The following is a 22,028-nucleotide window of genomic DNA, read 5'->3' on the forward strand; positions in this document are numbered from 1 at the left end:
GTCCTGGCCCCATCGTACTCCCAAGCGGGAAATTACAGCGTACGCGCCACTTCGGTCACTTCGAACACTTCCAGGACGTCGCCGACCTGGATTTCATTCATGTTCTTCAGCGACAGGCCGCACTCGAGGCCGGCGCGGACTTCTTTCGCATCGTCCTTGAAGCGCTTGAGCGAGTCGATCTCGCCGGTCCACACGACGATGTTGTTGCGCAGCAGGCGAACCGAAGAGGAACGCTTGACGACGCCGTCGGTAACCAGGCAGCCCGCAATCGCGCCGACCTTCGACACCAGGATGACCTGGCGAATCTCGACCTGGCCGGTGATGGTCTCGCGCTTCTCCGGCGCCAGCATGCCCGACAGTGCCGTCTTGATCTCGTCGATCGCATCGTAAATGATGCTGTAGTAACGGATGTCGACGCCGTTGGCTTCCGCCAGCTTGCGCGCCTGGCCGTCGGCACGGGCGTTGAAGCCGATGATGACCGCCTTCGATGCGACTGCCAGGTTGACGTCCGACTCGGTGATGCCGCCGACCGCCGCGTGGACGATCTGGACGCGCACTTCCGAGGTCGACAGCTTCTGCAGCGAACCGACCAGCGCTTCCTGCGAACCCTGCACGTCGGTCTTGACGATGAGCGGCAGGTTCTTGACTTCGCCTTCGGCCATCTGGTCGAACATGTTCTCCAGCTTGGCGGCCTGCTGCTTCGCCAGTTTGACGTCGCGGAACTTGCCTTGACGGAACAGGGCGATTTCACGCGCCTTGCGCTCGTCGGCCATCACCATCACTTCTTCGCCGGCGCTCGGCACTTCGGTCAGGCCCTGGATCTCGACCGGGATCGACGGACCCGCGGCAGCGACCGGCTTGCCGTTTTCGTCGAGCATCGCACGGACGCGGCCGAACGAGGAACCCGCCAGCACGACGTCGCCGCGCTTCAGGGTGCCCGATTGCACCAGGATCGTCGCGACCGGGCCCTTGCCCTTGTCGAGGCGGGCTTCGACCACCAGGCCACGGGCCGGCGCTTCCGTCGGCGCCTTCAGTTCCAGCACTTCGGCCTGCAGCAGGACTTGCTCCAGCAGGTCGTCGATACCGGTACCCACCTTGGCCGACACCGGCACGAATGGCGATTCGCCACCGTATTCTTCCGGCACCACGCCTTCAGTGACCAGTTCCTGCGTCACGCGGTCGGTATTCGCACCCGGCTTGTCGATCTTGTTGATCGCCACCACCAGTGGAACGCCAGCAGCTTTTGCGTGAGCAATTGCTTCTTTCGTTTGCGGCATCACGCCGTCGTCCGCCGCCACCACCAGGATGACGATGTCGGTTGCCTTGGCGCCGCGGGCACGCATGGCGGTGAACGCCTCGTGGCCCGGGGTGTCCAGGAAGGTGATCATGCCGCGCGGGGTGTCCACGTGGTATGCACCGATGTGCTGGGTAATGCCGCCGGCTTCGCCCGACGCCACCTTGGCGCGGCGGATGTAATCCAGCAGCGAGGTCTTGCCGTGGTCGACGTGACCCATGACCGTGACCACCGGAGCGCGCGAGGTCGATTCGAACTCGGCGTGCTCGCCCTGGTCGGCCAGCAGCGCTTCCGGATCGTCCTCGGCGGCAGCGAAGGCCTTATGGCCCATCTCTTCCACCAGGATCATCGCGGTTTCCTGGTCCAGCACCTGGTTGATGGTGCACATCTGGCCCAGCTTCATCAGCTGCTTGATGACTTCCGACGCCTTCACCGACATCTTGTGGGCCAGTTCGGCCACGGTGATGGTTTCCGGCACGTGGACGTCCTTGACGATCGCCTCGGTCGGCGCCTGGAAATTGGTTTCACGGTCGTCGCCGTGCGAACGACGGCCACCGCTGCGGCCACCGGCACGCCAGCCGTCACGGCCGCTGCTGGTGCCTGGACCGCCACGGCCTTTCGGGCCGCTCGGTGCGCCGCGCTTCTTGGCGTCGTCCGACCAGGTCGAGGACACGTTGGCCGACTTGATCGACTTCTTGTCGCCCGGCTTCTTGTCGCCCGGCTTGGCGTCTGCCGGCTTCTTGTCCGCCGAAGCGGCAGGCTTGTGCAGCGTGCCGGCCGGTGCTGCGGGAGCCGCCGGCTTGGCGACAGGTTCCGGCGCCTTGATGACGCGGCGCGGCTGGCTCATCATGAGCTTGATCTGGGCCACTTCGTCGGCCACGGCCTTGCGTGCACGCTCGGTAGCGGCCGCACGTTCGGCCGCTTCCTTGGCGGCTTCCTCGGCGCGCTTCTTGGCTTCAGCGGCAGCAGCCTGGGCTTTCTCGTCCACGGCAGGCGCGGCATTCGCATTCGCGCTTGCGGCAGAGCTCGCAGCAGCGGCGGCAGCAGCAGCCTTGGCGGCGGCGGCCTCGCGCTTGGCCTGCTCGGCCGCTTCGCGCTTGGCTTCTTCTTCCGCAGCCTTCGCGTTGGCGACTTCCTCGGCTTCGAGCTTGGCCAGGCGCTCCTGCTTTTCACGCAGGTCGGCTTCCTGACGAGCGATCAGCTCGGTCTGGCGGCGCGCGTCTTCTTCGCGGCGTGCCTGTTCGGCGGCGTCAATGACCGGCTCGGCCTCGACCTTCGGCGCGGTGACCAGGTCGTCGCGCTGCACGAAGGTGCGCTTCTTGCGGACTTCGACCTGGATGGTGCGCGACTTGCCGCTCGAATCGGCCTGCTTGATCTCGGTGGTTTCCTTGCGGGTCACCGTGATTTTCTTCTTCTCGCCGGTGTCGGCGGCGCCGTGGGTACGGCGCAGATGGTTCAGCAGCTTGTCCTTATCATCTTTTGACAAGGGATCTGACGTCGAACTTTTGTCGACGCCGGCCGAGCGCAGCTGTGTCAGCAGCAGGTCTGCAGGCATCTTCAGTTCGGTGGCAAATTGGGCTACGTTGTTACTCGCCATTCAGTCCTCTTTTCTATGTGTCGCAGAGATGATAAAGATTTGCAAATTACGCCTTGGCCGTTTCTGCCAGGCTCCAGGCTTTCGCCTGCAGCGCCTTGGCGCGGTCATCGTATTTACTGTCGACCAGCTTCATCTCATCGTCGGTCACATCATTAAATTCGTTCTTGATCAGTTCACCGGCACGCTCCGACGACAGGGCCAGGATGGCGCCGAATTCGTCGTAGGCGAGTGCCGAGAAGGCTTCGACCGTCTTGATGCCAGCCAGGCCAAGCTTGCCGGCCGTGGTGCGGTCCATGCCTTCCAGGTTTACCAGGGCTTCTTCCATCCCTTCGAGGCCTTCTTCGGAAGCGATCGCCTCCGTCACCAGCGCATCACGGGCACGGGTGCGCAGTTCGTTGACGGTGTCTTCGTCGAAGGATTCGATTTCCAGCATTTCGGAAATTGGCACATACGCGATTTCTTCAAGGCTGGAGAAACCTTCGTCCACCAGGATGTCGGCCACTTCCTGGTCGACGTCCAGTTTTTCCATGAACAGCACGCGGATCGCGGCGGTTTCCTGCTCCACCTTGTTGGCCGATTCCTCGGCCGTCATGATGTTGATCTTCCAGCCGGTCAGTTCCGACGCCAGGCGCACGTTCTGGCCCGAACGGCCGATCGCGATCGCCAGGTTTTCCTCGTCGACCACCACGTCCATGGCGTGCTTGTCTTCGTCGACCATGATCGACGAGACATTTGCCGGAGCCAGTGCGCCGATCACGAACTGGGCCGGATCATCCGACCACAGCACGATGTCCACGCGCTCGCCGCCCAGCTCGCCGGTCACGGCCTGCACGCGCGAACCGCGCATGCCGACGCAGGTGCCGATCGGGTCGATGCGCTTGTCGGCGGTGAACACCGCGATCTTGGCGCGCACGCCGGCGTCGCGGGCAGCCGATTTGATCTGCAGGAGACCCTGCTCGATTTCCGGCACTTCCAGCTCGAACAGCTTCATGATGAATTCCGGCGCGGTACGCGACAGGATCACCTGCGGGCCGCGCATATTGCGGTCCACGCGCAGGATGTAGGCACGGACGCGGTCGCCGATACGCAGGTTTTCCTTCGGGATCATCTGGTCGCGCGGCAGGCGCGCTTCGATCTTGCCCGATTCCACGATGGCATCGCCGCGCTCCATGCGCTTGATGGTGCCGGTCACGAGCGAGTCGCCGCGCTCGAGGAAGTCTTGCAGGATCTGCTCGCGCTCGGCATCGCGCACGCGCTGCAGGACGACTTGCTTGGTGTCCTGGGCGAAACGGCGGCCGAACTCGACCGATTCGATCGGGTCTTCGATATATTCGTCGACTTCGATGTCCGGAATCTGTTCCATGGCTTCGAAGTGCAGGATTTCCTGGTCGGGCAGCTGCAGGCCGGCTTCGTTCGGCACGACGTGCCAGCGGCGGAAGGTCTCGAATTCGCCGGTGTCGCGGTCGATGCTCACGCGAATGTCGACCTCGCCTTCATAGCGTTTTTTCGTGGCTTGCGCGAGCGCGAACTCGAGCGCTCCGAAGACCACTTCTTTATCGACATTTTTTTCGCGCGCAAGCGCATCCACCAGCAATAAAATTTCGCGACTCATGCTTTGCGACTCCTAAAATCCACCTGTGGCACCAAGCGTGCCTTGTCCAATTCGGCCAGCGTAAATTCCAACAACGCCGCACCATCTTTATTATCAAATTCCAGACCGACCTTGTCGCCTTCGACGCCGCGCAGGATACCGGTAAAGGTTTTCCGGTTCGCGCTGCCGGGCATGGCGACGCGCAGCTTCACCGTGCACTCGTGCCCGGCAAAACGCGCAAAGTCGGCCAGGGTCCGCACCGGGCGATCGAGGCCCGGCGACGATACTTCCAGCCGTTCGTAATCCACATTCTCGACGGTGAACACGTGCGTCAACTGGTGGCTGACCGTGGCACAGTCTTCGACCGTGATCAGGCCCTTCTCTTCCACGACGTCGGCGGGGAAATCGATGTACACGCGCAGGATGCCGCGCTCGCCCCGTTCGACATCCACGAGTTCGTAGCCGAGGCCACCCACTGTTTTGGCGATGAGTTCAAACTGCTGCACGACGTTTCTCCACGACTCGAAATCGAAATTACAAAAAAAAAATGGGCATCTGCCCATCTTTTTGTATTCACAACCCAACCAGATGAAAGCACTTGCACCAAGAAAATACTGGGAAGAACTTTGATTAGGCTGCAAATTATACAGGTTTCCTGCATCCCTCGCAATCGCCGGCCAAAAATGGCAGGCGACTAGAGCAAAAAGCAACAGTTGGCAGGATGACCACAGCAAGGCATGGGCGCCATTCTACGGCATTGCAGCATTGCGTGGCCCACGGCGAAAGAAAATTCCCGCCGTGCCGCCGAACTTAACCGCGGCGACCGCGTCGCGGCAGTCCGTGCTCCGAGCCGCGCGGACCCTGGCCGCCGCGGCGTCCGCCGCCGGTGCCGGCGAAGCCGAAGGTGGTCTGCAGCGGATCCGGCTGCTTCGGACGGCTGCTGCCGGCCTTGCCGCCAGCGCCACCGAACGGGCCGGCTTCCTTGCCGCCGCGACCCTTGCCGCCACCGCCACCCTTCGGCCCCTGGCCTTGCGGACGGCCACCCGCGAAACCACCCTGGCCCTGGCCACCCTGGCGCTGGGCCCCGACCCGCGCCACCGGCGGGCCGAACGGATCCACGTTGCGGTTGGCGTCGGCACGGTCGATCCGGTTGCCGTCGGAACGGCGATTGTCGTCACGCTGCGGCTTGGCGCCGGCCTTGCCCTTGGGCGCGTCGCCGCCCTTCTTCTCGACGCCGAAGGCGGCCATCAGGGAGCGCACGTCGTTTTCCTCGAGCTCTTCCCAGCGGCCGCGCTTGAGGGCGGTCGGCAGGGTCATGGCGCCGTAGCGGGTACGGATCAGGCGCGAGACGGTCAGGCCGACCGCCTCGAACATGCGGCGCACCTCGCGGTTACGGCCTTCGCCGATCACCACCCGGTACCACTTGTTGATGCCTTCGCCGCCGCCGTCCTGGACCTTCGAGAACGAGGCCAGTCCGTCGTCGAGCTCGACGCCGGCCAGCAGCTTCTGGCGCATGCCCTCTTCCAGCTCGCCCAGGGTACGCACCGCGTATTCGCGGTCGATGTTGTAGCGCGGGTGCATCAGGCGGTTGGCGAGGTCGCCGGAAGTGGTGAACAGCAGCAGGCCCTCGGTATTGAAGTCGAGGCGGCCCACGGCCAGCCACTTGCCGGTCTTCATGGTCGGCAGGCGGTCGAACACCGACGGACGGCCTTCCGGATCGTCGTGGCTGACGATTTCGCCGGCCGGCTTGTGGTACACCAGCACGCGCGGCGGCTTGCTGTTGTTCACGCGGCGCTGGATCAGCTTGCCGTTGATGCGCACCGCATCGGTCGGCAGGATGCGCTGGCCGATGTGAGCCGGCTCGCCGTTCACCGACACGCGGCCGGCGACGATCAGGTCTTCCATGTCGCGGCGCGAACCCAGGCCGGCCTCGGCCAGCACCTTGTGCAGCTTCGGTGCGTCGTCGTCCGCGGTCAGGTCGCGGCGCACGGGCTTGGCCACCCCTTTGCCACGGCCGCCTTCGTTGGCGTCGAAATCGTCCGAGGTGACGAAGGAGAATACGGCGTCGGCTTCATTGCCCTTGCCGCCCTGCTGCGGCTTGCCTTGCTGCTTGCCTTGTTGCTTGCCGTGCTTGCCCGGCTGTGGCTTGCCCTGCCTGCCCGGCTGCCCGTCCGCCCCCTGCTGCGGACGCTGGCTTTGCTGTCCGCGCGGACCCTGCCCGTTGCGCTGCTGGTTGCGGCCGCGTCCTTCGCGCTTGGCGCCAAGCTGCAAGCCCTCGCCCTCGCCCGCCGCCTCGGATTGCATCGGCGCCTGGTCCTCTTCGGCAGGCGCCTGGGCGGCGGCCTGCTCGTGCTGGCGCGCTTCGCGCTCCTGGCGCTTCTCGCGCATCTGGCGCGGGCCGCGCGGCTTGCGCTGCCCGACTTCCGGCGCCGCAGCGGATGCTTCAGCCACCGGCGCCGCCGGCGCATCGGCTGCCACCGGCGCTTCGGCCGGCGCGGCCTTGGCGGCACGCGGCTTGCGCGGCTTCGCCGCCGGCTCCGCCGCGCCTGCGGGCGTAGCGGCTTCGGCGGCCGGCGCTGCGGCTTCAGCTGCGGCCGCCGGAGCGGCTGCTTTGCGGGTGCGCTTCGGCTTGGCGGCCGCCGGCTGTTCGGACTCGGTCACGGGCGCGGCTTCGATTGGGGCGGCTGCGGCAGCCGGCTTGCGGGTGCGCTTCGGTTTGGCGGCAGCGCCTTCGGCCTCGACGGGCTTGTCGTTCGGTTCAGTTGGATTCATCGTTCGTGTCTTTATTGTGCTGTTCCGGCCCAGCGGCTGTCGCCGTCTCCCGGTTTAGTATGGGGACTTCGACAGGCGTGGCGCCCGTCTCGGTATCTGTCTCGTCGGCGCCCGCTGCGGCGGCCGCCCTGTCAAAGTTGTCATTCAGTGCCGCTTCCAGCGCGGCGAGGCTGCGGCTGTCGGGCCCGTCGCTCACCGCCTGCAGCGGCGGCAATTGCGACAGCGACGCCAGGCCCAGGTCGTCAAGAAACTGCTTGGTCGTGCCCAGCAGCGCCGGGCGCCCCACCACTTCGCGGTGGCCAAGCACGTCGATCCAGCCGCGGTCTTCGAGCAGCTTGATCGTCTGCGAGTTCACGGCGACGCCGCGGATCTCCTCGATGTCGCCGCGCGTGACCGGCTGGCGGTAGGCGATGATCGCCAGTGTTTCCAGCGTCGCGCGCGAATACTTCGGCGGTTTCTCGGGCGACAGGCGGTCGAGATAGGGTTTCATCTCGGGCCGGCTCTGGAAGCGCCAGCCGGACGCCAGGCTGACGATCTCGATGCCGCGTCCCTGCCAGTCCTGGCGCAATTCTTCCAGCAGAATCTTGATCGTGTCGCTACCGACGCCGGCATTGAGCTGGCGGCCGCCCGCGTCGACCTCGGCAAATAGCTTTTTCATGCCGTGGATCGTCATCGGCTCGCGCGCGCACAGCAAGGCGGTCTCGAGAACGCGCTTGGCCTCGTCAGTATTCATGTCGCGGTGTCGTCACACGTAGAATGCAAGAAATCAAATCCGATTTAGCGGATGCCAGCCACGAACCGAAACCGGCCGCGGTGCGAAGGTACTGCGCGCAAGACTCTGGAATCCGTGGCCCGGGCTGGAATGCGCCGGGCTGACAAAGGTGACAGGCATGGTGCCGGTCACGGCTGCCCGCGTGCCAGGCGGGCGGTAGCTGTTGGTCTTTCAAGCGAAACGCGGGACCCGTGAACCGCCTGGATGGTCAAGGGAGACTGGCTTCCCGAAGCAGGTCGCGGGCGCTACAAACGATAAACGACGAACGACAGCGTTTCTGACAACTGGCGGCCATTGTAACCGATAAAACACGGTAACGGACAAGGGCAGGAGCCCACACCGTGCAGAAAGCGTTTTATATCAAGCGGAGGCCAGTTTTTCCGACAGAATCGCCGACACCCCGAGGAAGGCCGGGTATTGCGCCGTGATCACATAGGTCGGGACCTGGGCCAGGTAGCCGCTGAAACGCCCCTTCTGCTCGAAACGGCGGCGGAACGACGACGCGGCGAAGCGCTCGCCCAGGCGCGGCACGATGCCGCCGCCGATGTAGACGCCGCCCTGGGCGCCAAGGGTAATGGCGAGGTTGCCGGCGGCGGTGCCGAGCATCCCGCAGAAGGCTTCCAGCACTTCGTCGCAGAGCGCGCACTCGCCGGATAAGGCGCGGCGCGAGATCTCGGGCGCCGGCAGGCTGCCGGGGCGGCCGGCACGGTCGCTGAGCGCGCGGTAGATCAGTTCCACGCCGGCGCCGGACAGCAGGCGCTCGCTGGAGACGTGCTCGAACTCGCGCCAGGCGTACTGGAGGATGGCGACCTCGAGTTCATTGACCGGCGAAAAGCTGACATGGCCGCCTTCGCTGCGTAAGGCAGTCCAGCCGGCCTTGGCGCCGGCCGGGGCCGGAACCAGACCCGACACGCCGAGACCGGTGCCGGCGCCCAGCAGGCCGAGCGGCGAGTCAAACACCGGAGCACCGCCGCCGATCTGCTGCTTTTGCTCGCCCAGGTGCGGCAGCGAACGCGCCAGCGCCGAGAAATCGTTGACGACCACCAGGGTATCGAAACCGCACTCCTGGCGCAGCGCCTCGATCGAGAACGCCCAGTGGTGGTTGGTCATCCGTACCTGGTCGCCGGTGACCGGGTTGGCGATCGCGATCGCCGCGTGACGCACACCCTGACCGTGGCCGGCGGCCTGCGGCAGCGCCAGGTAGGCGCGCACGGCCGCGGCCAGCGTCGCGTGCTCCTGGCAGGAGAGCACTTCGATCGCCTCGACTCGGCCAGGCCCGGTTTCAAGCGCAAAGCGGGCATTGGTGCCGCCGATGTCGGCGAGCAGGCGCGCGCCGCCGGCATGGGGAAGGAGTGCGGAATCGAGGCTGGAAGAAAAGGCAGTCATTGCAGCTAATAAAGAAGCGATGACCAAGCTTACACAAGTTTGTAGTAGTCTTACAAGTACATTTGTAGTTTAGGTACAGCGCATGAATGATGCCGCTGTCTGTCTGCCACAACTCCACCCCTTTTGAAGTAGTCGAACTACCTCAGCAGGGCGCAGGCTGGAGTTCCGTATCGGGATCGCGGTGCGCATTCCAGGCGTCCAGGCCGCCGCGCAGCGGCCGCGCGCGGTGGAAGCCGTTGGACACGAACTGCCTGGCTACCTGGGCCGCCGTCACGTCGTTCGGGCAGCTGCAATAAATGACGATGTGGCGATCCTTGTCGATGCTCGCCATCAGCTGGTTCGGCACGCAGGACTGGAACACCACGGCGCCGGGGATGGCCGCTTCCAGCTCCAGGGCCGTCAGGCTGCGCGCGTCGATGATGATCGGGTCGTGGCCGCCGTCGATCAAGGCCTTCAGTTCGGCGATCTCGATGCGCGGCACCGCAGTGCGGGCACGGTGACGCCGGCGCTCGACATACTTGACCGCGATGAACAGCGCCAGCAGCGTGGCCAGCACCATGAGGGCGGTGCCACCCATGGTCTCGAGCCAGCCCAGCACGTCTTCGACGCTGTCGTGGAACAGGATGCCGAGCAGGATGCCGGTACCGCTCCAGAGCGTTGCGCCGGTACCGGAGTAGGCGACGAACTGCCGGGTTTGGGTGCCGATGGCGCCCGACAGGGGCGCCGCGATGGTATTGAAGCCGGGGACGAACTTGGACACCAGCAGCGACTTGGCGCCGAAGCGGCGGAAACGGTCTTCGGTCTGGTTGACGCAGGAATCGGGCGACAGCGAGATCTTGCACAGCAGCCGCAGGATGCGCTTGCCGTAGAAGCGCCCGGCGCGGAACCAGAACATGTCGCAGATGAGGCAGGCGACGACCGCTGAAACCAGGCACAGCTGCCAGCTGAGCGAACCGTCGACCGACAGCGCGCCGGCCACGATCAGTATCGGGAAGGCGGGAATGGGCAGGCCGAACTGTTCGACAAGGACGATGCCGAACACGATCAGCACACCATACACCTGGAGCAGGTCGACGAGCTGGGGCATCGCGCTAGTGTAGCGGAGTTTGAACGACACCGCTGCCGGTGGGTGTTGTTTTTCGTAGGGTGGGCGGGTCCCCCGCCCGCGCGTTCAAATCCCTCATGAACCGACGCTGCCACTGCTCATCATCGGTTTGCACGCGCGGACGGCAAAGCCGGCCACCCTACGAGGCAGGCATGTTCATGCACCGCGTGGAATGGCGGCAAGCAGGCTGCGCGTATATTCATGCTTTGGATCGCGATACAGCACATCCGAATCCGCCATCTCGACCACGCTCCCGCGGTGCATCACCATCACCTGGTCGGCGATGTACTTCACCACCGACAGGTCGTGCGAGATGAAGATGTAGCTCATGCCGTACTCGTCCTGCAGGTCCTGCAACAGGTTCAGCACCTGGGCCTGCACCGACACGTCCAGCGCCGACACCGATTCGTCACATACCAGGATCTCCGGCTTCATGGTCAGGCAGCGCGCGATCGCGATGCGCTGGCGCTGGCCGCCGGAGAACTCGTGCGGATAGCGGTGGAAGGCCTGCGCCGGCAAGCCGACCCGCTTCAAGAGCTCCTGCGCCATGCCGATCCGCTCGCCGTCATCGGCGCTGATCCGGTGGATGCGCATCGGCTCGAGCAGGATCTGTCCCACCGTGAAACGCGGATTGAGCGAGGCATACGGATTCTGGAAGATGATCTGGATGCGCCGCTTCCAGGCCTGGAATTCGCGGTCCGGCATTGCCAGCAGATCCTTGCCGTCGAACATGGCGCTGCCGCCGGTGGCGCGGTGCAGGCGCAGCAGGGTCAGGCCGACCGTGGTCTTGCCCGAGCCGGACTCGCCCACCACGCCCAGCGTCTTGCCGCGCGCCAGCGTGAACGACACGTCCTTCACCGCCGTGAATTCGCGCTTCCTGAACAGGCCGTCGCGCAGCCAGAAGCTCTTGGCCAGGTTGCGCACCACCAGCACCGGTTCGTCGCCGGGCGCACTGCCGCGGCTGCGCTGCGGCGGCGTTTCGCCCGCGACGGGTTTGAATCCATCGTTGACGCCGAGGTAGTCGTCGATCACGGGCAGGCGCAGCGGGCGCTCGTCCAGCTTCGGGCGGCAGTGCAGCAGGGCTCGGGTATACGCGTCGGCGGGCGCGCCGAACACCTGGGCCGCCTCCCCTTCCTCGCGCACCTCGCCATGGCGCATCACGATCACGCGGTCGGCGATCTCGCCCACCAGACCGAGGTCGTGGGTAATGAACAGCACCGCCATCCGGTGCTTCTTCTGCAGGGCCGCGATCAGCTCCAGGATCTGCTTCTGGATCGTTACGTCGAGCGCGGTGGTCGGCTCGTCCGCGATCAGGAGCTTGGGCTCGCAGGCGATCGCCATCGCGATCATCACGCGCTGCTGCTGGCCGCCCGACATCTGGCTCGGGTAAGCGTCGATCTTGTGCGCCGGATCGGGAATGCCGACCTCGGCCAGCAACTCCAGGGTGCGGGCGCGCGCCTGCCTGGCGCTCATGCCCATGTGCCGGCGCAGCACTTCGCCCACCTGGAAGCCCACCGTGAACACCGGATTAAGCGAGGACATCGGCTCCTGGAAGATCATCGCGATGTCCTTGCCGCACAGCTTGCGCCGTTCGGCCAGGGGCAGCCCCAGGAGCTCGCGGCCCTCGAAGCGCGCCTGCGAGCCGGGATGGACGATCGTGGTGTCCGGCGGCAGCAGGCCCATCACGGCCAGCGAACTGACCGACTTGCCGCTGCCGGATTCGCCGACCAGCGCGACCGTGCTGTTCCGCGGCACGTCGAAGGAGATGCCCTTGACCGCTTCGACCGTGTTCTTCTTGTCGAGGCGGAAGGAGATGCGCAGGTCGCGCACTTGCAGCAGGGGTTCCAGATCCATCTCCATCACTTCAGCTTCGGATCGAGGGCGTCGCGCAGGGCATCCGCGAACAGCGAAAAGGCCGTCACCAGCAGCGCCATCGCGCTGGCGGCCGCCGCCAGTTGCCACCACTTGCCCAGGATGAGCTCATTTTGCGCCTCGTTCAGCATGCTGCCCCAGGACACCACGCCGACCGGTACGCCGAAACCCAGGAAAGACAGGATCACCTCGGCCTTGATGAAGCCGACCACCAGGATCGACATCTGCACCAGGGCCACGTGCGAGACGTTGGGCAGGATGTGGCCGAACATCCGGCGCGCGCTTGAAGCGCCGATGGCGTCGGCCGCCATCACGTATTCGCGCGCCTTGTGCTTGATGTACTCGGCGCGCATCAGGCGGTACGGCCCGGTCCAGCCGGTCAGCCCGAGGATCAGCACGATGGTCGCCACGCCTTTCTGCTGCAGCACCGCGGCCACGGTCAGGATCATCAGGATCGATGGAATCGACGTGAAGATACTGTAGAACCAGTTGAACAGGTCGTCGACAAGGCCGCCGTAGAACCCCGACAGCGCGCCGAACAGGGTGCCCAGCGCCACCGCGACCAGGGCCGCCACCAGGCCCACCACGATCGAGGTCTCGCCGCCCTTGATGGTTTTCTTGAGGATGTCGTGGCCCCACTTGTCGGCGCCGAAGGGCAGCGTGGTCGCCTTCGCGGCAGGCGGATTGGTGGCGCGGACCTGCGCCTTGAGCTGCGCCAGTTCGCTTGCTAACGGGTCGAAGGCGTTCGGCGGCGTCTCCATCGTCGCACCGCGCAGCTGGGCCGCGGCCAGCGCGCGGGCACTCGCATCGGCGCCGATGAAGGTCGGGGGCGCATAGTTGACCGCGACCTCCTCTTCCCAGTCCCCGGCCACCAGGCCGGCAGAGGACAGCAGCAGCATCACCAGGAAACCCGCCACCACCGCCAGCGCGGCCATGGCGACGCGGTCGGCGCGCAGGCGGCGCCAGGCCAGCGCCCACAGGCCAGGGGAATGCAAGGCCGCGTCCATCATGTGAGCTGCACCCGCGGATCCACCGCCTGGTACAGCAGGTCGGCGAGCAGGTTGAACACCATGGTCGCGGCGGCGACGTACACCGTGATCGCCTTGATCACCGGGAAGTCGCTGCGTTCGACGGCCAGGATGACTTCGCGTCCGATGCCCGGGATGCCGAAGAAGCGCTCGAGCAGGAAAGCGCCGATCAGGAGCGCCGGCAGGTTGGCCATGACATGGGTGATGATGGGAATCGCCGCATTGCGCAGCACGTGCACCCAGACCACGCGCCGCTCGCTCAGGCCCTTGGCGCGCGCGGTACGCACGTAGTCCTGCCCGACTTCGTCGAGGACAAAACTACGGTACAGGCGCAGGGTGGGCGCGATCGACACCGCCAGTCCGATGATGATCGGCAGCAGCGCATAGCGCAGCAGGTTCTCGCCCAGGCTATTGCCCCAGCCCTGCACCGGGAACAGGCCCAGCTCGTAGGCGAACACGTACTGGAACACGATGATGTAGACCAGGATCGAGATCGACATGCCGACCGTGCACGCCACCATCACCGCGCGGTCGGTGAGCGAGCCGCGCACGAAGGCGATCGCCAGCGCCAGGGCGATCCCCAGCACGGTTTCCAGGATCGTGAGCGGCACCAGCACCGTCAGCGAGGGCCCGAGACGGCTGGCGATGATCTGCGACACCGGCTCGCCCGTGCTCCAGGCATTGCCGAAGTCGAAAGTCAGGATCTGCTGGATGAAGATCCACAGCTGTACCGGGTAGGGCTGGTCGGTGCCGAGCTGGCGCCGGATGTTCTCGATGGCCGCGGTATCGGCCATTTTCCCGGCCAGCAGGTAGGCCGGGTCGCCGCCGACCCAGTTGAACAGCACGAACACCAGCACCACCACCCCGAGCATGGTCGGCAGCATCTGCCACAGCCGGCGGATGATAAAGCGAAGCATGGAACTCCTGGATGAGTGAAGCGCCTATTCTGCCGCCTTGCCGGCCTGCCATGGCGGGTTCGGCCATTCCTTTTCGTCGCCTCCTTATAACTGTAGGGTGGGCGGATCTACCGCCGACGCGTTCAAATCACGTTTCCCGGCTCGCTCCGTAGCGTGCAAGCCTGCGTTGAACGCGCGGGCGGAATCTGCCCACCCTACGCACTTTCAGTCCTGCCGGACGCGGCGCTGCTTCACCGCCTCCGCCAGGCCTTCCAGCACGCCGATGCTGGTGTTCCAGTCGATGCAGCCGTCGGTCACCGACTGCCCGTAGACCAGTTCCCGGCCCGGCACCAGGTCTTGCCGGCCGCCCACCAGGTGCGACTCGATCATCACGCCGACGATGCGGTCGTCCCCGGCCGCGATCTGCGACGCAATGTCGGCGCAGACCGGCACCTGGTTCTGCGGGTTCTTGCTGCTGTTGGCGTGCGAGGCGTCGATCATCAGGCGGCTGGCCAGGCCATTGGCGGCCAATTGCTTGCAAGCTTCTTCGACGCTGGCCGCATCGTAGTTCGGCGCCTTGCCGCCGCGCAGGATGATGTGGCAGTCCTCGTTGCCGGCGGTCGACACGATCGCCGAATGCCCGCCCTTGGTCACGGACAGGAAGTGGTGCGGCTGCGAGGACGCCTTGATCGCATCGGCTGCGATCTTGATGTTGCCATCGGTACCGTTCTTGAAACCCACCGGACAGGACAGGCCCGACGCCAGCTCGCGGTGCACCTGCGATTCGGTGGTGCGCGCGCCGATCGCACCCCAGCTGACCAGGTCGGCGATGTACTGCGGGCTGATCACGTCCAGGAACTCGGTGCCGGCCGGCAGGCCCAGCTCGTTGATGTCGCGCAGCAGCTCGCGCGCCATGCGCAGGCCGTCGTTGATGCGGAAGCTGTTGTCCATGTACGGATCGTTGATCATGCCCTTCCAGCCGACCGTGGTGCGCGGCTTCTCGAAGTACACGCGCATGATGATCTCGAGCTCGCCGGCGAAGCGGCGGCGCAGCTCGGCCAGGCCGCGCGCATATTCGAGCGCCGCCTTCGGATCGTGGATCGAGCACGGGCCGACCACCACCATCACGCGGTCGTCCTGGCCGTGCAGGATGCGGTGCAGGGCCACGCGCGCGCCGGCGGCGGTCTGCTCGGCCGCCGGGGTGACCGGGAACTCCCGGATCAGGTGCGCGGGCGGCGTCAGTTCCTTCATTTCGCGGATGCGTAGATCGTCGGTGCGAGGCATGCTGTACTCCGTATCGTGTCGTGTTGAGCTGGGGCTGAAAAACAAAAAACCGCCATCGCTGGCGGTTTGTCTGGATTGCGTCGGACTGTTCTGATATCGCGTGAACCTGCCGCTACTCCACCGCCAAGGGGCTGGAATGGCTAAAGTAAAAGTAGCAGGTAAAGAAAACGTGCTGGCGCATGAGAAATCCGGGTTAGAGCGGCTAACAAAAATTGTTAGTCGCGGAGACCTTGTTCGACTGACTATAACGCCATTTTGTAACGGTTGGCAAGCCTTTTCCGGACGGCGCTATCCGACACATGCAAACCACACGACGCCGGTTTGCAGCAGGAGCATTTGGCAAGCGGTTGCGGGAACCCCACAGCTGTTCCCCTCCTTTCCGCGCACCTTGCGCCGGATCAGCCGCCGCTCAACCAGCGGTGCAAAAGTCGCTCCAAGCCCCGACCGCTCTGACCCGTTTTTGTGTTCTCACAAGAAATGTTTTCTAGATTCATGCTTGGAGAACACGAGACGGCGCGGACGCTGCGGGATCAATCCCAACCACTGGAGTCCGGACATGACTGAAACCCTGCTTTCGCGCGCCCTGCGGCGCGTTTTCGCCGGCGGCGGCGCCGTCGGCATCTTATCCGTCGGCCTTCCCCTGCTGGCGGCGCCTCCCGCCCTGCTGGCGCAGGAGGTGGCGCCCAAGCCCGCCCGCGTCGAAATCACCGGTTCGAACATCCGCCGCGCCCAGGCCGAAACCGCCTCGTCGGTGCTGACCGTGAACCGCGCCGACATCGAGCGCTCGGGCAAGACCAGCGTCGCCCAGCTGCTGCAGACGCTCGCGGTCGACAACCAGGGCTCGGTGCCGGTCACCTTCGGCAGCGGCTTCGCCGCCGGCGCCTCCGGCATCTCGCTGCGCGGCCTTGGCACCTCCTCGACCCTGGTGCTGCTCAACGGCCGCCGCATGGCGCCCTATGGCCTGGCCGACGACGGCCAGAAAGTGTTCTCCGACCTCAACGTCATCCCGACCGACGCCGTCGAACGCATCGAGATCCTGAAAGACGGCGCCTCGGCGATCTACGGCTCCGACGCGATCGCCGGCGTGGTCAACGTCATCCTGCGCCGCGACTTCACCGGCACCACGGCGCGCGGCACGGTCGGCACCTCCGAGGCCGGCGACGGCCAGCACCAGAACCTCGCCCTCACCTGGGGCAAGGGCGACCTCGACAACGACAAGTACAACGTGCTGCTGAACTTCGAGTGGAAGAAGAACGACGAGATCTGGAACCGCGAACGCGGCAACCGCGACTACATTGGCAAGGCCGACCTGCGGCCCTGGGGCTTCTCGGCCCAGGAAGCGCTGGGCGGCACCGGCGCCATCACCGGCAACAACGCCTCGGGCAACGCCATCAACGGCAATGTGCGCAATCCCACCACCTTCGACTACTACAACCGCGGCAACCTTGGCGGCCTGGGCTTCACGCGCCAATTCCCGGGCGCCGCCTGCAGCAACTTCACCAGCCATCCGCAGGGCGACCCCGGCGGCGGCTGCCTGGTCGACGCCGCCTTCCTGTACAACCAGATGCAGCCCGATACCGAGTACCTGTCCCTGTACGGGCGCGCCACGACCATCCTGCGGCCGGGGCTCGAGGCCTATGCCGAGATGAACCTGTACAACAACTACACCCGATCGTCGGCCACGCCGTCCTCGATCAGCGCCTCGGTCGGCTATCCGGGCGGCCCGGTCAGCAACGCCGCCGTCCAGTTCGGCCCGACCCACCCCGACAATCCCTACTTCGGCACTGCGGCGCGCCTGCGCTACCTGGCGGCCGACGTCGGCCCGCGCGAGTCGAACATCGACTCCAATTTCCAGCGCGCCCTGATCGGCGTGCGCGGCACCAACTACGGGTGGGAGTGGGACACCTCGCTGCTGTACTCGCACAACAAGGTGAGCAACGAGCGCTTCGGCTACCTGGCCCGCGACGCCGTCTTCGCCATGCTCGACCCGAGCGTGGCGAACATCGCCGCGGCCATCGCCACCAATCCCGCCTATCGCGCCCTGCCGGTCGGCACCGTGTGGCGGATCGGCGAGAATGCCGGGCTGAATTCGCCCGCGGTCTATAACGCGCTATCGCCGACGATCAGCAGCGACGCCGACACTGAGATCGCCCAGCTCGACTTCAAGGCCACGCGCGAGTACGGCCAACTGGCCGGCGGGCCGCTCGGGGTCGCCATCGGCGCCGAGTTCCGCCACGAGAGCGCCGAACTGGAGCCGACCACCGGCACCGAGCGCGGCAACATCATCGGCCTGGGCTACTCCGCCTACGACGGCCAGCGCAACGTCACGGCGCTCTACGGCGAAGTGCTGGCGCCGGTATGGAAGGGCGTCGAGCTGACCGGCGCCATGCGCTACGACCACTTCACCGACGCCGGCGACGCCTGGACGCCGAAAGCAGGCTTCAAATGGACGCCGGCGAGCAACTTTGCGCTGCGCGGCACCTTCGCCAAGGGCTTCCGCGCGCCGAATCCGGCCGAGAACGGCGTCGGCGGCCTGGCCGCGTTCTCGACCGCCAGCGACCCGCTGCGCTGCGGCCTCGGCGTGGCCGCCGCCTGCAACCCGGCCTCGGTCGCGATCATCACCTCGCCCAACCAGGACCTGGCACCGGAACGCTCCAAGAGCTATAACATCGGCCTGATCTGGGACCCGCTGCCGCGCACCAGCATCTCGCTCGATTTCTGGCGGATCAAGCGCAAGGACGAGATCAACCAGGAATCGATCGACGCGGCCATCGCGGGCGGCCGGGTGGCGCGCGACCCGAGCACCGCGGTGCCGACCATCCCGGGCGATCCGGGCGCGATCATCGCGGTGCAGGCGACCTACGTCAACTCGGCCTCGACCGAGGTGCAGGGCATCGACCTCGATGCGCGCCAAAGCTTCCCGCTGTCGGGCGGCTGGGGCAACCTGGTGTTCGATGCGAAGTACACCTACCTCGACAAGTGGGAACGCAACGAGCAGGACGGCACCTCGCGCGACTACGCCGGCACCCACGGCAACTGCGATGTCAGCAACTGCGCCGGCACCCCGGACCACAAGGTCAACCTGCGCGCCACCTGGGAACGTAACGCCTGGCGCGTCTCGGCCAACCTGAACTACCGCGGACGCATCGACAACACGCTGTTCAAGGACGACCCGGCCGGCTGCGCTACCCACTTCGCCAACGGCAACGACGCGCCGACCGATTGCGAACTGGCTTCGTTCACGACCGTCGACCTGGTGTTCCGCTGGAAGCCGCAGCCGCGCTGGGAAATCTTCGGCTCGATCCAGAACGTGTTCGACAAGCAGGCCCCGCTCGATCCGCTGACCTACGGCGCGGTGTCGTACAACCCGGGCGACTACTACGGCGCGATCGGGCGCTTCGCCACCCTGGGAGCGCGCTACACGTTCTGATGCAGGCAGTGGCCACAAACGACAATGCCCGGCAGCAGCCGGGCATTGTCTCGTTACAGCGGCGAGGGCAAGCTGCGATCAGCCGGTGCCGCCCACGGTCACGCCTTCGATGCGCAGGGTCGGCTGGCCGACGCCGACCGGCACGCTCTGGCCTTCCTTGCCGCACACGCCGACGCCCGCATCCAGGCGCATGTCATTACCGATCATCGAGATGTTGTTCATCACTTCCGGACCATTCCCGATCAGGGTCGCGCCCTTCACCGGGTAGCTGATCTTGCCGTTCTCGATCATGTAGGCCTCGCTGGCCGAGAACACGAACTTGCCGTTGGTGATATCGACCTGGCCGCCGCCGAAGTTCACTGCATACAGGCCGTTCTTGACCGATGCCAGGATTTCTTCCGGATCTTTATCGCCGGCCAGCATGTAGGTGTTGGTCATGCGCGGCATCGGCAGGTGGGCAAAGGATTCGCGGCGCGCGTTGCCGGTGACCGGCATCTTCATCAGGCGCGCGTTCATCGTGTCCTGGATATAGCCCTTCAGGATGCCGTCCTCGATCAGGGTCGTGCACTGGGTCGGGTTGCCTTCGTCGTCCATGTTGAGCGAGCCGCGGCGGTCCTGCAGGGTGCCGTCGTCGACCACGGTGACGCCCTTGGCCGCCACGCGTTCGCCGATGCGGCCAGCGTAGGCCGAGGAGCCCTTGCGGTTGAAGTCGCCTTCAAGGCCATGGCCCACCGCTTCGTGCAGCAGCACGCCGGGCCAGCCCGGGCCGAGCACGATGGTCATCGGGCCGGCCGGGGCCGGGCGCGCTTCCAGGTTGACGCAGGCCGACTTGACCGCTTCGGTCGCGTACTTGTCGAGCAGTTCGTCGCTGAAGTAGCCGTAGTCGTAGCGCCCGCCGCCGCCCGAGGAGCCGACTTCGCGGCGGCCGTTCTGCTCGGCGATGACGGTGACGGACACGCGCACCAGCGGGCGGATGTCGGCCGCCAGCACGCCGTCGCTGCGCACCACCAGCACCACGTCGTATTCGCCGGCCAGGCCGGCCATCACCTGCACCACCCGCGGATCCTTGGCGCGCGCCATTTTCTCGACGCGTTCCAGCAGCTTCACTTTCGCAGTGGCGTCGAGCGAGGCGAGCGGATCGTGCGGCAGGTAGAGCGAGCGGCCGCCGGTCGGGCGCGCCGCGGTGGCGATCTTGATCTTGCCGCTGCCGGCGCGGGCGATGGTGCGGGTAGCGGCCGCCGCGTCCAGCAGCGCCGCTTCGGAAATCTCATCGGAATACGAAAAGGCCGTGCGCTCGCCCGACACGGCGCGCACGCCGACGCCCTGGTCGATCGAGAAGCTGCCGGTCTTGACGATGCCCTCTTCCAGGCTCCAGCCTTCGCTCTTGGTAAACTGGAAATACAGGTCGGCGTAGTCGACCTTGTGCGTGAACATCGAGCCCAGCGCGCTCAGCAGCTTGCCTTCGTCCAGGCCGAATGGCGTCAGCAGCACGTCGCGTGCGACCGCCAGGGAAGAAAGGTTCGGTTCGAATGGTTTCATTGTGCGTCCGGTCGTTCGTATGGAGAAGGCATTGTGCCATATCCGCGCGCCGCGTACCGGCACGCAGCCGGGTCACTGCACGGTCTGGCGCAAGTTCCCTGCCGGGCACTGCCGCACTTGCAACATAGGCAACAATAGGAGAAGATCGGGGATCGCCCAAGGGAGCCGGCATGGCCAGACTTCAGCATTTCTTCTCGGCGCATTGTCTCGCAGCGCATGCCCTGCTGCTCGCCGCCGTTCCGTCCGCCCATGCCGAGCGCGCGCCCGAACGGGTCGTCATCGTCGAGCTCTGCACTGCGCAAGCAGGGCCGGAGCGCGTCGAAGCCATGCTGACGAATCCGGTGGAGAAACTGCTGATCGCCCTGCCCGGGGTGGCGACCATGAACAGCGTCACTGGCCATGGCGGCGCCCGGTTCGAGATCGCCCTCAAGGGCGGCGCAAGCGAGGACGATGCCGCCAGCGTCGCGCAGGCGCTTGATCGCAGTGACGCCGGCCAGCGCGCCACGATCCTGTCACGTTCGGTTCAACTTGGCCAGGCGCTGCCGCACGAGCAGGCGTTCGGGCATGCCGTCTGCACCGAGGCGAAGCGGCGCTGAGGCACTTGCGAGCGGTGCGTGGGCGGCGCGCGAATGCCTGCAGCGTCGGCGTCGCTGCGCCCTGTGCCTTACAGCTTGCGGTGCCTCAGCGCCGGCAGGCTTTCGCGCACGCTCGCGAGAAACGCGTCGTCGAGCGTGCCGCTGATGACGCCCTCGCCTTCACGCAGCACGGCCTTCACTTCGCCCCAGGGGTCGACCAGCATGCTGTGCCCGAAGGTGCGGCGGCCGTTCGCATGCAGGCCGCCCTGGGCCGAGGCCAGCACATAGCACTGGTTCTCGATCGCGCGCGCGCGCAACAGCACTTCCCAGTGCGCCAGGCCGGTGGTGTGGGTAAAGGCGGCCGGCACGATGATCAATGCGCACTCGCCCATCGCCCGGAACAGCTCCGGAAAACGCAGGTCGTAGCACACCGACAAGCCGACGCGGCCGAACGGCGCCTCGAAGCTGCCGACACTTTCCCCCGGCACGATGGTGCGCGCCTCGTCGTAGGATTCGCTGCCCTTGTTGAAGCCGAACAGGTGGATCTTGTCGTAGCGGCCGACCTTCTCGCCGTGCGGATCGTATACGAGGGTGGTGTTGAGCACCTTGCCGTCCTGTTGCGACACCAGCGGCAGGGTGCCGCCCACCAGCCAGATGCCGTGCTCGCGCGCCAGGTTCGCCATGCAATCCTGGATCGGGCCGGCGCCCTCAAGCTCGGCCAGCGCCACCTTGTCGCCGTCGCTCATGCCCATGATCGGCCAGTATTCCGGCAAGGCCACCAGCTGCGCGCCCTCGCCCACCGCTTGCGCCACCAGCCGGCGCGCGGTCGCCAGGTTGTCTTCCACCCGCGGGGTGGACACCATCTGCACTGCGGCTACGATTGTCAT

Annotated in this window: 15 protein-coding genes; 2 read left to right on the top strand and 13 right to left on the bottom strand. The window is 65.9% G+C overall.

Going from position 1 to position 22,028, the window contains the following annotated elements; translation table 11 throughout:
• Positions 1–32 precede the first annotated feature (32 nt).
• From infB to aroG, 11 genes are all read right to left on the bottom strand, one after another.
• Entirely contained in the window at positions 33–2,891 is a 2,859-nt protein-coding gene (gene infB, locus AC56LU_RS23200) for a translation initiation factor IF-2 (protein ID WP_497177962.1), read from the bottom strand.
• 46 nt (positions 2,892–2,937) lie between these two features.
• Positions 2,938–4,503 carry a transcription termination factor NusA gene (gene nusA, locus AC56LU_RS23205; protein WP_497177963.1) on the bottom strand — a complete coding sequence of 522 codons (1,566 nt, stop codon included), beginning with the start codon at positions 4,501–4,503 and terminating at the stop codon, positions 2,938–2,940.
• Positions 4,500–4,988, bottom strand: coding sequence for a ribosome maturation factor RimP (gene rimP / locus AC56LU_RS23210; RefSeq protein ID WP_497177964.1), 489 nt, complete (start codon positions 4,986–4,988; stop codon positions 4,500–4,502). The genes nusA and rimP overlap by 4 nt, the downstream gene beginning before the upstream one ends.
• 304 nt (positions 4,989–5,292) lie before the next feature.
• Complete coding sequence (gene rluB / locus AC56LU_RS23215) at positions 5,293–7,254, bottom strand: 23S rRNA pseudouridine(2605) synthase RluB (RefSeq protein WP_497177965.1); 1,962 nt, start codon at positions 7,252–7,254, stop codon at positions 5,293–5,295.
• On the bottom strand, positions 7,241–7,987 hold the full coding sequence (gene scpB, locus AC56LU_RS23220; protein WP_497177966.1) for an SMC-Scp complex subunit ScpB: 747 nt from the start codon (positions 7,985–7,987) through the stop codon (positions 7,241–7,243). Before scpB ends, rluB begins: the two co-directional genes overlap by 14 nt.
• A 399-nt stretch (positions 7,988–8,386) precedes the next feature.
• The gene (locus tag AC56LU_RS23225) at positions 8,387–9,412 is read right to left on the bottom strand and encodes a glucokinase (RefSeq protein WP_497177967.1); all 1,026 of its coding nucleotides are present in this window, start codon (positions 9,410–9,412) and stop codon (positions 8,387–8,389) included.
• A gap of 142 nt (positions 9,413–9,554) precedes the next feature.
• Positions 9,555–10,499 carry a rhodanese-like domain-containing protein gene (locus AC56LU_RS23230; protein WP_497177968.1) on the bottom strand — a complete coding sequence of 315 codons (945 nt, stop codon included), beginning with the start codon at positions 10,497–10,499 and terminating at the stop codon, positions 9,555–9,557.
• 174 nt (positions 10,500–10,673) lie between these two features.
• Complete coding sequence (locus AC56LU_RS23235) at positions 10,674–12,371, bottom strand: ABC transporter ATP-binding protein (RefSeq protein WP_497177969.1); 1,698 nt, start codon at positions 12,369–12,371, stop codon at positions 10,674–10,676.
• Positions 12,372–12,376: 5 nt separating this feature from the next.
• Positions 12,377–13,399 (bottom strand): ABC transporter permease, encoded by a 1,023-nt coding sequence (locus AC56LU_RS23240; RefSeq protein ID WP_497177970.1) that lies wholly within the window; start codon positions 13,397–13,399, stop codon positions 12,377–12,379.
• A complete protein-coding gene (locus AC56LU_RS23245) occupies positions 13,396–14,334 on the bottom strand; it encodes an ABC transporter permease (RefSeq protein ID WP_497177971.1) in 939 nt (312 codons plus the stop codon). The genes AC56LU_RS23240 and AC56LU_RS23245 overlap by 4 nt, the downstream gene beginning before the upstream one ends.
• Positions 14,335–14,538: 204 nt before the next feature.
• Complete coding sequence (aroG, locus tag AC56LU_RS23250; RefSeq protein ID WP_497177972.1) at positions 14,539–15,597, bottom strand: 3-deoxy-7-phosphoheptulonate synthase AroG; 1,059 nt, start codon at positions 15,595–15,597, stop codon at positions 14,539–14,541.
• A 556-nt stretch (positions 15,598–16,153) separates the two neighbouring features.
• Between aroG and AC56LU_RS23255 the strand changes: the two genes are divergently transcribed.
• Entirely contained in the window at positions 16,154–19,027 is a 2,874-nt protein-coding gene (locus AC56LU_RS23255) for a TonB-dependent receptor (RefSeq protein ID WP_497177973.1), read from the top strand.
• A gap of 78 nt (positions 19,028–19,105) precedes the next feature.
• On the opposite strand, the gene tldD is transcribed toward AC56LU_RS23255, so the two are convergent.
• Positions 19,106–20,566 (bottom strand): metalloprotease TldD, encoded by a 1,461-nt coding sequence (gene tldD, locus AC56LU_RS23260; RefSeq protein WP_497177974.1) that lies wholly within the window; start codon positions 20,564–20,566, stop codon positions 19,106–19,108.
• Between the two features lie 170 nt (positions 20,567–20,736).
• Between tldD and AC56LU_RS23265 the strand changes: the two genes are divergently transcribed.
• Positions 20,737–21,162, top strand: coding sequence for a hypothetical protein (locus AC56LU_RS23265; RefSeq protein WP_497177975.1), 426 nt, complete (start codon positions 20,737–20,739; stop codon positions 21,160–21,162).
• A 68-nt stretch (positions 21,163–21,230) separates the two neighbouring features.
• Here the strand turns inward: AC56LU_RS23265 and AC56LU_RS23270 are convergent, their stop codons facing one another.
• Complete coding sequence (locus AC56LU_RS23270) at positions 21,231–22,028, bottom strand: carbon-nitrogen hydrolase family protein (RefSeq protein WP_497177976.1); 798 nt, start codon at positions 22,026–22,028, stop codon at positions 21,231–21,233.

This window comes from Telluria sp. PB2R4 (assembly GCF_059685695.1).

Bases quoted from the DNA above. Each gene is read 5' to 3' on its own strand.
- AC56LU_RS23265 (WP_497177975.1), top strand. From the start codon at position 20,737: ATGGCCAGACTTCAGCATTTCTTCTCGGCGCATTGTCTCGCAGCGCAT.
- AC56LU_RS23270 (WP_497177976.1), bottom strand. From the start codon at position 22,028: ATGACAATCGTAGCCGCAGTGCAGATGGTGTCCACCCCGCGGGTGGAA.
- AC56LU_RS23240 (WP_497177970.1), bottom strand. From the start codon at position 13,399: ATGATGGACGCGGCCTTGCATTCCCCTGGCCTGTGGGCGCTGGCCTGG.
- AC56LU_RS23245 (WP_497177971.1), bottom strand. From the start codon at position 14,334: ATGCTTCGCTTTATCATCCGCCGGCTGTGGCAGATGCTGCCGACCATG.
- rluB (WP_497177965.1), bottom strand. From the start codon at position 7,254: ATGAATCCAACTGAACCGAACGACAAGCCCGTCGAGGCCGAAGGCGCT.
- AC56LU_RS23230 (WP_497177968.1), bottom strand. From the start codon at position 10,499: ATGCCCCAGCTCGTCGACCTGCTCCAGGTGTATGGTGTGCTGATCGTG.
- nusA (WP_497177963.1), bottom strand. From the start codon at position 4,503: ATGAGTCGCGAAATTTTATTGCTGGTGGATGCGCTTGCGCGCGAAAAA.
- tldD (WP_497177974.1), bottom strand. From the start codon at position 20,566: ATGAAACCATTCGAACCGAACCTTTCTTCCCTGGCGGTCGCACGCGAC.
- AC56LU_RS23255 (WP_497177973.1), top strand. From the start codon at position 16,154: ATGACTGAAACCCTGCTTTCGCGCGCCCTGCGGCGCGTTTTCGCCGGC.
- infB (WP_497177962.1), bottom strand. From the start codon at position 2,891: ATGGCGAGTAACAACGTAGCCCAATTTGCCACCGAACTGAAGATGCCT.
- scpB (WP_497177966.1), bottom strand. From the start codon at position 7,987: ATGAATACTGACGAGGCCAAGCGCGTTCTCGAGACCGCCTTGCTGTGC.
- AC56LU_RS23235 (WP_497177969.1), bottom strand. From the start codon at position 12,371: ATGGATCTGGAACCCCTGCTGCAAGTGCGCGACCTGCGCATCTCCTTC.
- AC56LU_RS23225 (WP_497177967.1), bottom strand. From the start codon at position 9,412: ATGACTGCCTTTTCTTCCAGCCTCGATTCCGCACTCCTTCCCCATGCC.
- aroG (WP_497177972.1), bottom strand. From the start codon at position 15,597: ATGCCTCGCACCGACGATCTACGCATCCGCGAAATGAAGGAACTGACG.